The following is a 12,304-nucleotide window of genomic DNA, read 5'->3' on the forward strand; positions in this document are numbered from 1 at the left end:
TTCAATTTGATTTCTTTGTTTTTTTGAAGATTCTATTTTTTAAGTAGTCCAAATTAAATTCAAATTTCTTCCTAAACATTTTCTTCTGTGACTAAAAAAATTATTATCCTCGTAAGTACAAATTCCTAAATCATAAAAATGAAACGAACAAGGCAAGTTCTCTAATTTTTCATTCACGTATTCTTTCACACCTAACTTGAACCCATCAGTAAATTTTTGAAGAGAGTTTACACCGTCTTGAAAATATACTGCAACGTCTTCCTGTACTGTATAATTTTTCATAGATATACTTGGACCGAATAAAATATTCCAAAAAGAAATCTCAGGCATTTCAATCTTCATTTTTAAAAAAAAGTCTTCTACAAAATGCAAACTCGCACCCTTCCAACCGATATGCAAAACTCCAAAAACAGGATTTGTATCTGACCAAAAAAACAATGGGAGACAATCTGCAGTTTTTATATACAAAAGATGACTCGTGTGGTAGCTACACAAGCCATCTCCCTCCTCTTCTGTATTGGATTGCAATTCAGAGCTATTCAGAATTCTACCACCATGAACTTGCCTTGCAGAATACATTTTGTCGTGTGGATGATTTACAGCGTTATGAATAAAATCTCTAATGCCTATAAATTGCGTATTTTCCATTTTGGAATTGTTATCAATTTTCCAATCCGATTGACCTAAAATTTGTATATGAATTTTACCATATTCAGTTTGAAATTTTTTCAATACCATAATGCCATTAGAATTTCACTCTAAGAAAAAAAAACCAATTAAAGAAAATTTATCATAAACGATTTTTTTATGTAGAAATTTTTCTACCCATCTTAAATCTAATTTTTCAGATAAGAAATCTATGCCAAAAGAAACTAAAGTAAAAATTTGCGGGATCATGGATATAGACACAGCCGTGTTTTGTGCGCAAGAAGGAGCTGATTTTATTGGCTTAAATTTTTCTCCAAAAAGCCCGCGAAAAATCTCGTTGTCAACTGCTTTAGAAATTTTAAATTCGATCCAAGAATATTTTAAGCACTCCGAAAAGAAAAATATGAAAATAGTAAATCTGTTTTTCGAAAATACCTCCGAAGAAATTTATTCAACCTGCAATCAAATACAGTGTGACTATGTTCAGTTGATTGCCGAAGACAAATTTATAAAAACAGAAACCTTGAAGTTAGACACTCCTATAATTTATTCTATTGGAGTACAAAACTCAATTTCAGACAGCGATTTAACTCAATTTCGAACTGAGCTACTTATTTTAGATACTTACACAAAAGGAGAAGGTGGAGGAGCAGGAAAGACTTTTGACTGGAGTCATATCAAGGACGTTAGGAGAAATTACTTTCTTGCAGGTGGGCTAACTCCTGAAAATGTAGCTGAAGCCGTGAAGTTGTTAAAGCCATTTGGAGTAGATGTTGCAAGTGGAGTAGAAAGGACAAGAGGAATAAAAGACAAGGAGAAAATTAGCACATTTATCAAAAATGCAAAAAGATTCTGAAGCACTAAACACTCCGGCAATGAAGCAATTTCTTGAAATTAAATCAAGATACCCTGATGGAATTTTATTTTTTCGTATGGGAGATTTTTATGAAATGTTTTTAGATGACGCAATTATCGCTTCCTCTATTTTAGATATCGCACTCACTAAAAGACAAAATCAAATACCCATGTGTGGACTCCCCTATCATGCAGCCGATAACTATATTTCAAGACTCCTAAGTGCAGGCAAAAAAATAGTTATCTGTGAGCAAAAGAAAACTGACGGAAATACAAAATTACTTTCAAGAGAAGTTGTAAGAGTGGTTTCTCCTGGAACAGTTATAGAAGACAACCTTCTTTCGGGTTATCAGAACAACTTCTTATGTGCTATTTTTTTTTCCACCAAATATAATTTCTTAGCTTTGGCTGATATTTCTACGTCTGAATTAGAGTATATAAAAATACACTCAGATAATATAATCAAACTCAAATCTTATATTTTTAAATTTTCTCCTAAGGAAATAGTAATTCTGAATTCTCAAAAGAATATCTGGGATATAAATTTTCCGAATGAGATGGCAATGGTCTCTATTTTAAACGATCCCATTTTAGAAAAAGATTCTTTAGAGAATATGAATGATTTTACCTTAATAGAGAAAATTCTCAAAGCCTATTTGAATTTTAATTATCAAAATATTGATTTTACTTTTAACAATCCAAAGTTCATGGACGAAACAGAAACTTTAGAAATAGACGAAGATACGGTGAGAAATCTAAACTTAGTTGAAGGACAAAACGAAAAAGACCACTCCCTATTTTCTATACTGAATAAATGCAAAACTCAAAAAGGAAAACGAGTCTTAAAGAAAAAAATTCTTTTTCCTACCCGATCTCTAAATCTAATCCATGATCAATGGAAAAAAATCCAAAAGTTTGAACAAAACAAAAGAGTAAAAAACGAAATCAAAAATCTACTCTCAGAAATTTCCGACTTAGAAAGAATACTCTCTAGGTTTAGAGGACAAAAAGCCCTTCCGAGAGATTTTCGTACAATCATTCAAAACATAGAGACCGGATTTTTGATTTCAAAAAATTTGAATGAAATAGACTATCCATTTCAGTTTCCTGTTTCCAATTTAGATAAATTAAAAAATTATATCCAAGAAAGATTACACGAAGGAGAGATTCCAGTTGTACTAGGAAATGGAATTTTTCTTAAATCGGGCTTTAATGAAAAATTGGATAAATCTAGAGAGGCGAAAACGAAAGGAAAAGATTGGATCATTGAGTTAGAAGAAAAAGAAAAAATTTCTACTGGTCTTAGCACTTTAAAAATTCGTTACAACAAAATCGTTGGGTATTTTGTCGAGTTGTCCAGAGCACAAGGAATGTCAGCTCCAAAAAAATATTTAAAAAAGCAAACCTTAGTTACCTCTGAAAGATTTACATTCCCTGAGTTAGAAGAAATCGAAAGAACAATTTTAAGTGCAGACACCGATATACAAGAAATTGAAAAAGAAGAATTTGACCGAATGGTCACAAAAGTGCTTTCTGAATCTCACTCTATTCTTTCACTTTCTGAAGAGCTTGGTGAATTAGACTACACACTTTCTCTCTCTTTGTGCAAAGATGAATATAGATGGATTCGCCCGGAAGTAAACGACCAAGGAAAACTCAGTATTACAAACTCAAGACACCCTGTTGTAGAAAACTATCTTCCAATTGGGGAAAAATTTATTTCAAATGACTTAGACTTAGACAGAGAGAAAAATGCTATCGCCATTCTTACCGGACCCAACATGGCAGGAAAATCTACCTTTATGCGTCAAATTGCAATCAACCAAATTTTATTTCAAATTGGATCGTACGTTGCAGCGAGTAACGCAAATCTTTCTATTGTTGATAAATTATTTACAAGAATCGGTTCAGGGGATAATCTAACAGAGGGAGAGTCCACATTTTTTTTGGAGATGAAAGAAACTGCGTATATCCTAAACAACAAAACTTCGGAGAGTTTAATTTTATTTGATGAAGTAGGAAGGGGAACTTCAACTTACGATGGCTTGAGTATAGCATGGTCAATTTTGGAATTTTTGAGTAAAAATAAGATAAACGAAGTTAGAACAAAAACTATTTTTGCAACCCACTACCATGAGTTGACTGAATTAGACAGAGAAGAAGGAATCTTTAATTTGTATTTAGACACAACGGATAAAGATAATGAGGTTATATTCTTAAAAAAAGTAAAAAAAGGAAAAGCAAAAAAATCTTTTGGTATCTATGTAGCCAAGATTGCAGGAATCCCTTTAGAAATTATAGAAAGAGCAAGAGATATTTTAATTGGACTAGAATCTAAAAAACGCGAAATCAAATTTCACTCTACCACCGAGCAATTGTTATTCCCAACAAAAAACGATGACCAAAATCCTTCTACAAAAGAAATACTAAAAACATTAGAGCAATTGAATCTAAATGAGACAACCCCTTTGGACTCTATGAAAATCTTAGAAAAACTTGTCAGACTATCGAAGGAATAAGGGTTTACAAAAGTGGCCGAATGAGACGACCCCAGACTCCATATCCTTTTTCGTTGAAATGAATTTTATCTCCGGGTCTGGTAAACTCTTCCTTGATAATAGGTAAATCCTTTTCTCTCATTTCACTCCAAGCATCAACAAAATATAAAGATGAAAACTTCTTAGGGAGACCGGATAAAAATAGATTGTAAACGGGCACAATAGAATTTAAGGAAATATTTTTTGTAGGAGGGACTGAAATAAAAATGATTTTTACAGCAGGGCCTTCCTTACGAATTTTTTCGATTAGAGTTAAAATATTTTTTTCAAGATAGGATAGACATTTTCCGTTTATCAGATCGTTTCCACCAATTTCAATAATTATGGTTTTAGGGTTTAGATTGAGTACGTTATCCGAAATCCTTTCGATGAGTAAATCACTCATATCTCCACCGATTCCTCTTTGAACAATACTGACTCCGGGAAATTCTTGTTTTACTAACTCCGGTAAAAATAGGTGAACTAAACTATTGCCCACAATGACTACATCCGAATTTTTTATTTTTTTATTTTCTTCTCTGTATGTGGCTCTTACTAAATTCCAAATTGTGTGAAAGGCTTCAAATTTAGCTGCATCGTGCCAGCCTGATTTATCCGAGCACTGAAATTCAGTTGAGTAGTAATTATAATTGTCTTTTTGAAAAATACGATTGAAGGATGAACACCCTAAGGATAAAGAAAAAACAACAAAAAAAAGAATTAGTCTATTTGCCATCATCCGTAGGTTCATTCATTCTAAACCTTTTGTGCCAATCTGCAATTTGAGACTGAACATACTCGTCAGTATCACAAATTCTAAATTCAATCGGGTTATTGGTATTTGTATCAATAAGTTTCGCTTCAATATAACCGTTTTTTAGTTTATTGATTTCGATTTTATATTTCATATTCTTTCTCCAATAATCTCCTAAAAACCATTATTTTTTTTATAAGATTTAATTCAATAATTAGACATGTCTAATTTTCTAAATTTTATTAAATATTTATTCATAAAATTTTGAAATTTCGATAGAATTTTAAATTTTTCTCCTATTCCCTTTTATTTCTTAAAAAAAAGTGCTTTAATAGAATTTTCTATGACGCTACTGCCCAGTCCTTTGATAGCAAAGAGCCGGGCAACGCTAGTAAATGTCGATTTTTCTAAGTATTTCATCGTATCTATTTCCAAGAAAGACTTTTTGCAGACGCGTCATCTATTAAAGCATTTTTCAAATTATTTTATTTCTTCTATTATCGTTTTAGACCAAGCACTTCCTGAATCATCTGATCTGATGTTGTAATCGTTCTAGAGTTTGCTTGAAACCCTCTTTGAGTTACAATCATGTCTGTAAACTGATCAGAAAGATCTACATTTGACATTTCTAACAGACCCGCATTAATTTTTCCTCTACCTGCAATTCCACTTTCACCGATATTAGGCTCACCTGAGTTTATGGAATAGCTAAACATGGTATCTCCGGCTTTATTCAATCCGGCAGGATTTGTAAATGTAGCCATTGCAATTCTTGCTAAGGGCTGCTTCACTCCATTTGAAAAAACTCCAGTAATTGTTCCAGAATTATCTATAGAGAATGATTCCATATAACCCATAGGGTAGCCGTCTTGCTTTACCGCCTTTGTAGTAAAGTCAGAAGAAAACTGAGTAACACCTGTAATCTTGTTGGCTTCACCTAAATTTAAAGAAAAAGTTTGAACAGCAGGATTTCCATCAATCCGAAATGATACGTTAGCCGACAGCTTTCCGGTATTTTGCGTGTCTGTTCCATCACCAACCGATACAAGTTTGCCATCGGGAGAAAATCCAAGTTCGATTTCTGTATTTCCGGGCACTTGTGTATTTTGTCCACCTGTCGCAGCGACATCAATCGAAACCTGAGAGGCTTCATTTAAAGATACTCTTGCTTTCCAAACATTATCCCTAACCTTCCACATCTCCATTCTGAGTTGCCTTTCATTTCCTTGATCATCAAACACATTAATGGAAGTAACATGCCCTCTTCTTTTTTTTGGATCGGGGTCATTTATAAATTTCAAACGATCTTCTTCTGTGGCATCTGATGGAACAGATAGAACAGATGAATTTAAGTTAGATTGAAAATCTACCTGCTTAGTTGCCTTAGCGGCTTCTTTGGAGTATAGTGGAATTACAATGTCTTCTACTGATGCAGATGAATTGATAAATTTATTTCCATTCTCATCCAAACGACTGTTCCATCCTTGTACCTTTAAACCATTGGCAGGGTTCACATAGTTCCCATTTTTATCCACGTTGAATGAGCCTGCGCGAGTATAAAAAGATTTATCTCCATCTTTCACGATAAAAAATCCCTCACCAGAAACTGCAACGTCAGTGTTCTTTCCTGTTGTTTGCAAAGCTCCTTGAGTCATAATTTTATCAATCGTTGCAATTAGAGCACCAAGCCCTACCTGATGAGGGTTCACACCACCAATGTTTTCCTTTGGCTCAGATGCGCCCATAAGCTCTTGTGAAATCATGTCTTGAAACGTGACTCTTTCCGTTTTAAACCCATGGGTGTTTACATTCGAAATATTATTTCCAATCACATCCATTCTTACCTGATGGTTTTTTAATCCAGACACTCCGGAATAAAGAGATCTCATCATAAATTTTTACCTCTCCAAAATTTTTTATTTTTATTCATATATTTTTCCACTAGAATTGTTTTTGCCCGGGAAGTTCCAATCTTCCAAAGTTTTCTCTTTTAAATTATTGGAACTTTCATTTGCTTCATTCACTTTAGCGTCTTCTTTCATAACTTCAGTTTTCTCTCTCCCTTGAGTTTGGACGTTAGGCGACTTTGGGTCGTGTTTATCAGATTTAGGAAACGATACCGAAACAGGTTTTTCTTCTTTGTTTAATATTGCAGGATCAGAAATGAGAGTAATCTGATTTACATCGATTGTTTTCCCGTTTACACGGACAAAAGTTTTTCCATCCGAATCAAAAAATAAAGCTCCCGCTATACCAACAATACTTTCGCCATTCACAAAATCAGGACCGGACACTATTTTCCCTACTAAAGAATAGCTCTGCCTTGACTCCATCTTAGAAATTCCAGAAGAAATATTTTTCATTTGCTCTAGACTGGAGAATTGCGCCATCTGTGCAATAAAATCTTGATCTTTCACAGGGCTTGTAGGGTCTTGATGGGACAATTGTGTGATTAGAAGTTTCAGAAAATCATCCTTTCCAAGTTGCTTTTGACCGGATCGAATTTCGATTCCTTTCAACCCTCCCTTTTCTTCCTTATCTAAATTCTCAAGATGTTTTTTTAGATCGAATCTTTTATCCGAATCTAAATACCTAGCTCTTGCTGCTTCAGAATTTTGAGTTGTTTGTATATCAGGCATGAATTATTTCTCCAAGGAATTAAATTTTTATATCCAAAATATTTGAAGAAAGTGATTCAACCAGAATGCCATTTTCTTCTATAGATTTTTCTTGTAGTTTATTGTTACCTCTAAAACTACCCTCTTTTTCTTCTGCAAAGTTATCGTCTTTTGCAAAATTCATAAAATTCCCATTGCCACCTACTTCTATCTGAAGATTGTCTAAACTCAAACCAACAGATTTCAACTCAATTTTTAGATTTGCCATTTCAGTAGCTACCGCAGCTTTTACGGTTTCTGATTCCACCACGATTTTTCCTTCTACTCTGTTTTTTTCAATTGTTACATTCAATAAAACTTTTCCCAGTTCCTTTGGATGTAAAGATACTTGTGCAGAGCTTTTTCCATTTTCAACAATATGCACTTTCGCCTGACGCACTAAATTATTCAGTGACTTCTGAAACTTTTCAGATTTCAACATCTCTTCATTGGGTTGTATTTTTTGTGTCGATTTGTCCTTCAAAGACACGGTACTATGAAAAAAGAACTGACCCGATCTTTTATCGTCAAAACTACCTCTTTCTTTTTCATTAGATGAATTAAAATCTTTTAAGGAGTTTATGCCTTTGGCTTCCAAGTTTTCTGACTTCACTCTCTCAGAATTGTGTATTTCTTCTTTTTCTCTTTTAATTTGCCATTTCGATTTATCTAAAAATGAAACATTTACTTCTTTTTCAGGTGTATTATTCTTTTTTTCAGATGCACCATTCTCTATGAGTGATTTTTCTTCTTGGAGTTTTTCCGATTTCATCTCAATTGTTTTTGATTCATCTTCACTGTCTAAAAAATCGTTTAACCCTTCGTTGTTCTTTGGAGAAGAAATATCTTGCTTAAATGATATTTTTATGGTTTCTGAATTATTCGGATTTTCTCTATGTTCAAATTCATCTATAGATTCTTCACCTGCAATTGAATCATTTGAAAAATCCTTTTCGAGAATTTCCTGCGAATATTGAAAAAGTTCTAAATTGAAAAACCGAGGATCATCTATTAAAAAATCGTCTTCATTTTCTGAATCTTCAAATTCTGAAATTGTTTCGTCGGAAATGTTATTATCTATTTTTATTTCATCTGTCTTAGAGACTTTTTTTTCAAACAACAGATTCTCTACAAATTCTCGAAAATCAAATTGCTTTTCCTGTTTTGACTCTGACTTCTCTAAGTTTTCAGAAGGCTCTTTTGCCACCAGTACCTCAGTCAATTTAGATGCAGCCTTTTCAATCTGTCCTTTAAAAATAGAATATCTATTTTGTTTAGAATTTGTTTTTTCTTCTTTCTCTTCTTCTAATGTGTCAGGTTTATCATCAGAGGAAGTTTCTGTTTTTTTATTTTCTATTTCTTCTTTTTTGACTATAGGATTCTCTAAGTTTTCAAACTCGTGTTTTTCATTAGAAAGTCTTTCATTTGCTTTTATATTAGTATCGCTAATAAGTATTTGTGCAGAGGACTGAATATTTTTTAGTATATTTAAAAAAGAACTATTTCCAGAATTCTCTTTTTTTAATTGTGATGATGGAAGAGCTTCTTCCTTTTTCAAAAAATCTGAATGACCAACTTCCCTTACAAGGCTCATAACGATCTCCCTTAAAGAACATCGTTATTTCTCAAAAAATCTTTAAATATTTATCTTCCTGTTTATAAATACTATGTCTCATCTTAAAAAAAAATACAAACTTATCTTATTGCCCTTCCGAACATTTTTTGCTTTCTACCAAAATTACTGGAAGTCTCATTTTTTTTTCTTGAATTGTAAATTTCCTATGTTTTAAAAACACCCCACACAACCGAAAACCGTACCCCACCTTTGCACCGTTTATTAATTCCGGGTCATAAGACTCAATCACTACCGGGTTCTTCAAATTCTTTGCCATTACAAATCGAACAGATTGACCCGAATACAATACATGAATAACCTCTCCTTCAACCTCAATAATTTTTCCTTTAGCTAATTTAAAGTTATTATAAACACTATCGCTCATAGTAACTTTTTGCAAGGGCGTTTTCTTCTCTGAATATAGTAAAGTTTGAAATATAAGAATTCCAAATATAAGTTTTACAACCGTTTTCAATTTGATTTATTTTCCTCGCTACTAAAACTGATCTTTTCATCCACTACTTTATCAGACTCACTATCCAACCATTTATTTGTAATCACCGACCTTCTCTCAGGTGTAAATAATGTTAATAGATATGTAGTGATCGTTTGTTTTCCCTCTTCTTCTGCGTCTTTATCCATCTGTTTAAACACATCGATAATGTCGCTGTCCGGCCAATTTTTTAACATCCCTACCGCAGAATCTGGAGGCATGTTAGCAACCTTATTCGCTAACACTTTAATTTTATTCTTTCTAGAATTTTCAGCCTCTTCTTTTTCTTTGACTTCTTTTTCTTTTTGACGAATTCCGAGTTTCATTTGCTCTAATTTTTCACTTTCTGCTTCTAATTTCTCTTTTTCCATCGCAAGTGATTTTCTGATATTTTCAACTTCTTCAATTTCTTCAGATAATCTTTCTTTACTCTTCCGTATTTCTATTTTTTCAATTTCAGTGGGAGACTCTTCATCTTGATTTACTATGGCAGGTTTCTTGGACAAAAATGGAAATATCTCATCTGCATTGATCACTTGAAAGTAATCAAATACAAAAAATCCAATTGATATTAAAAATAAAATTAATACAATTAAATAGAATGCTCTTGCTTTTTCAGTAATTCCACTCATACGCTATCTCCTTATAACTATTCAGTTTTAAATTTTGAATCCATTTTTGATATTTTTCTATGAAGCTCTGCTACATTGGAATCCAAAGAAACAAGAGATTTTTTTAAAACTTCTGTTTCAGTAAGATTTTTTTCAAAAAGTTTCCAAAAAGCCCCACGATTTTCTGACGAATTATGCAAATCTATTGTAGAGTTTTTGTAACTCACTTGATTCTTTTTTTGTAAATTCTCGCTCATGGTCATCTGACTCTTCTGTCGCAGATCCGACAAAACCGAAAAATTTATCCTTGTTATCTCCATTTGGCTTTCTCCTTAATGCACTTATCGTGTTGAATTCTTCAGTTTCATTTCTTTCAACTTTAGAAACCATATCATTGAATTCTTTAATTTTTTTCTCTTTTAGTATTTCTATGATTCTGACTTGCTTGATCGCTTCATTTACTTCTATTCTTGCTTGATTCAAAGCAGAATTCTGTTTTTCTATTTCCACAAAATAGTTTTCAATTTCTACGTACAGCCTTTTCATATAGGCATCGAACGCTCGAAAATTAGTTAGGTCGGCTCCTGCTTGTACAGATTCATTTAATTGCATTCTGGATATTTCAATTTCTTTTTCATTTTCCTGAATCTGCAATTTATATGAATTCACTACACTTACAATTTCTGCAAGTGCCCGGAACTTTTCATCCAACTTCATTTTCCTAAGTCTCAAAACAGTTTCTAAATGGAATTTAAACTTCTTCAAAATACTTCTTCCTTGTTCTCTTTAAATATATTTTTGAGAGAGGAAAGTGTTGCTGTATAAGAACTTCTTTCTTCGATTTTTTGTTTTAAAAACTCGTCTATGATGTTTTTTTTCTCAATTGAAATGTCTGTCTTTGGATCAGAGCCTTTCACATAAGCATTTAACTTAATCAACTCTTCACTATTCTCATAAATGGAAATCAACTCTCTTGTTAAACCTGCAAACATCAGTTGTTCTTCCGATACAATTCGCGGCATTACTCTTGAAATTGAAGCCGGAATATCAATAGCAGGATAGTGATTTTTCTCTGCGAGTTTTCTTGTCAAAACTATATGCCCGTCCAAAAGCCCCCTCACTGCATCTGCAATTGGATCATTCATTTCATCCGGTTCTGTCAAGATTGTATAGAATGAAGTAATTGTTCCACCTGTCTTTGAAGTTCCTGTTCTCTCTACTAATTTTGCCAATTTTGCAAATACACTCGGACCAAATCCTCTTGTAATTACAGGCTCTCCATAAGACGCACCGATTTCTCTGTTGGCTTGTGCAAATCTTGTCAATGAGTCCATGAGTAGATTGACATGAAGCCCTTTGTCTCTGAAATATTCTGCTATGGAAGTTGCTATCAGTGCACTGTTCATTTGTTGAATTTTTGGATTATCCGAGGTTGCAATTACTACTACCGATTTTTTTAAAGACTCTCTTCCCAAATCTACTTCCAAGAATTCATTTACTTCTTTTCCACGCTCTCCAATAAGCGAAATCACGTTCACATCTGCATCTGTGTATCTTGCAATCATTCCGAGTAAGCTGGATTTCCCTACACCCGAACCCGAAAAAATTCCAATTCTTTGCCCCCTGCCTACAGTTAGGATTCCGTCTATCGCACGAATCCCAGTTGATAAAATATTTTTAATAATTGGTCTTTCAAGAGGATTGGCTACATCGTTATCAGGAAGCCTTTCTTCGTTAGTAAAAATTAACCCCTTCCCGTCAATCGGTTTGCCTGCCCCGTTCAAAACCCTTCCCAAAAGCTCATCTCCAACATTTACAAGTAGTTTTTTTCCTGAGGAAAAAACAAAAGCCTTAGGAAAAACTCCCTCTACTTCACCAAAAGGCATAAGTGTATATTTATGACCGTCAAATCCTATAATCTCACACTGTAGATAACCCTTTTTGTCAAATTTTTCGACATCCATAATTTCACCAATTCTTGAATCTGGTGGACCTTGAGAGTAAATTACGTTTCCGACCACTTCAACTACCTGCCCGCTTTTCCGAATAGTTTCAGTTTTGTCTAAAACCAATTGGTATTTGGAGAGCACATCTACTTTTTCTGTAAATTTTTTCTCAATCATTCGGGTTTATG

At 33.4% G+C, this 12,304-nt stretch carries 13 protein-coding genes; 2 read left to right on the plus strand and 11 right to left on the minus strand.

The window, feature by feature from the left end; all coding sequences use genetic code 11:
• Positions 1-39: 39 nt before the first annotated feature.
• Positions 40-738 carry a polyphenol oxidase family protein gene (locus tag HS129_08650; GenBank protein MBE7412112.1) on the minus strand — a complete coding sequence of 233 codons (699 nt, stop codon included), beginning with the start codon at positions 736-738 and terminating at the stop codon, positions 40-42.
• Positions 739-859: 121 nt separating this feature from the next.
• Between HS129_08650 and HS129_08655 the strand changes: the two genes are divergently transcribed.
• Together HS129_08655 and mutS are read left to right on the plus strand one after the other, a co-directional pair.
• Positions 860-1,504, plus strand: coding sequence for a phosphoribosylanthranilate isomerase (locus HS129_08655; GenBank protein ID MBE7412113.1), 645 nt, complete (start codon positions 860-862; stop codon positions 1,502-1,504).
• On the plus strand, positions 1,488-4,022 hold the full coding sequence (gene mutS / locus HS129_08660) for a DNA mismatch repair protein MutS (protein MBE7412114.1): 2,535 nt from the start codon (positions 1,488-1,490) through the stop codon (positions 4,020-4,022). Before HS129_08655 ends, mutS begins: the two co-directional genes overlap by 17 nt.
• Positions 4,023-4,026: 4 nt before the next feature.
• Here the strand turns inward: mutS and HS129_08665 are convergent, their stop codons facing one another.
• The 10 genes from HS129_08665 to HS129_08710 all read right to left on the minus strand — a co-directional run bounded on the left by HS129_08665 (position 4,027) and on the right by HS129_08710 (position 12,293).
• Entirely contained in the window at positions 4,027-4,776 is a 750-nt protein-coding gene (locus HS129_08665) for a lipase (protein ID MBE7412115.1), read from the minus strand.
• Positions 4,766-4,948 carry a hypothetical protein gene (locus tag HS129_08670; GenBank protein ID MBE7412116.1) on the minus strand — a complete coding sequence of 61 codons (183 nt, stop codon included), beginning with the start codon at positions 4,946-4,948 and terminating at the stop codon, positions 4,766-4,768. Before HS129_08670 ends, HS129_08665 begins: the two co-directional genes overlap by 11 nt.
• A 343-nt stretch (positions 4,949-5,291) precedes the next feature.
• Positions 5,292-6,686: a flagellar hook protein FlgE gene (gene flgE / locus HS129_08675; GenBank protein MBE7412117.1), complete on the minus strand. Its 1,395-nt coding sequence runs from the start codon at positions 6,684-6,686 to the stop codon at positions 5,292-5,294.
• Between the two features lie 30 nt (positions 6,687-6,716).
• Positions 6,717-7,433, minus strand: coding sequence for a flagellar hook capping protein (locus HS129_08680; protein ID MBE7412118.1), 717 nt, complete (start codon positions 7,431-7,433; stop codon positions 6,717-6,719).
• 19 nt (positions 7,434-7,452) lie between these two features.
• Complete coding sequence (locus HS129_08685) at positions 7,453-9,045, minus strand: flagellar hook-length control protein FliK (protein ID MBE7412119.1); 1,593 nt, start codon at positions 9,043-9,045, stop codon at positions 7,453-7,455.
• A gap of 106 nt (positions 9,046-9,151) precedes the next feature.
• The gene (locus tag HS129_08690; GenBank protein ID MBE7412120.1) at positions 9,152-9,541 is read right to left on the minus strand and encodes a transporter; all 390 of its coding nucleotides are present in this window, start codon (positions 9,539-9,541) and stop codon (positions 9,152-9,154) included.
• The gene (locus HS129_08695) at positions 9,538-10,191 is read right to left on the minus strand and encodes a flagellar protein FlbB (GenBank protein MBE7412121.1); all 654 of its coding nucleotides are present in this window, start codon (positions 10,189-10,191) and stop codon (positions 9,538-9,540) included. Before HS129_08695 ends, HS129_08690 begins: the two co-directional genes overlap by 4 nt.
• A 17-nt stretch (positions 10,192-10,208) precedes the next feature.
• Entirely contained in the window at positions 10,209-10,397 is a 189-nt protein-coding gene (locus HS129_08700; protein ID MBE7412122.1) for a hypothetical protein, read from the minus strand.
• A complete protein-coding gene (fliJ, locus tag HS129_08705; protein MBE7412123.1) occupies positions 10,363-10,935 on the minus strand; it encodes a flagellar export protein FliJ in 573 nt (190 codons plus the stop codon). The genes HS129_08700 and fliJ overlap by 35 nt, the downstream gene beginning before the upstream one ends.
• Positions 10,932-12,293 (minus strand): FliI/YscN family ATPase, encoded by a 1,362-nt coding sequence (locus HS129_08710; GenBank protein ID MBE7412124.1) that lies wholly within the window; start codon positions 12,291-12,293, stop codon positions 10,932-10,934. Before HS129_08710 ends, fliJ begins: the two co-directional genes overlap by 4 nt.
• Positions 12,294-12,304 lie beyond the last annotated feature (11 nt).

Source organism: Leptospiraceae bacterium (assembly GCA_015075105.1).
Lineage (GTDB): Bacteria > Spirochaetota > Leptospiria > Leptospirales > Leptospiraceae > JABWCC01.

Excerpts from the sequence above, each read along its gene's own strand:
- HS129_08670 (MBE7412116.1), bottom strand. The coding sequence starts at position 4,948 with ATGAAATATAAAATCGAAATCAATAAACTAAAAAACGGTTATATTGAA.
- HS129_08695 (MBE7412121.1), bottom strand. The coding sequence starts at position 10,191 with ATGAGTGGAATTACTGAAAAAGCAAGAGCATTCTATTTAATTGTATTA.
- HS129_08685 (MBE7412119.1), bottom strand. The coding sequence starts at position 9,045 with ATGAGCCTTGTAAGGGAAGTTGGTCATTCAGATTTTTTGAAAAAGGAA.
- flgE (MBE7412117.1), bottom strand. The coding sequence starts at position 6,686 with ATGATGAGATCTCTTTATTCCGGAGTGTCTGGATTAAAAAACCATCAG.
- HS129_08655 (MBE7412113.1), top strand. The coding sequence starts at position 860 with ATGCCAAAAGAAACTAAAGTAAAAATTTGCGGGATCATGGATATAGAC.
- mutS (MBE7412114.1), top strand. The coding sequence starts at position 1,488 with ATGCAAAAAGATTCTGAAGCACTAAACACTCCGGCAATGAAGCAATTT.
- HS129_08650 (MBE7412112.1), bottom strand. The coding sequence starts at position 738 with ATGGTATTGAAAAAATTTCAAACTGAATATGGTAAAATTCATATACAA.
- HS129_08710 (MBE7412124.1), bottom strand. The coding sequence starts at position 12,293 with ATGATTGAGAAAAAATTTACAGAAAAAGTAGATGTGCTCTCCAAATAC.
- HS129_08680 (MBE7412118.1), bottom strand. The coding sequence starts at position 7,433 with ATGCCTGATATACAAACAACTCAAAATTCTGAAGCAGCAAGAGCTAGG.
- HS129_08665 (MBE7412115.1), bottom strand. The coding sequence starts at position 4,776 with ATGGCAAATAGACTAATTCTTTTTTTTGTTGTTTTTTCTTTATCCTTA.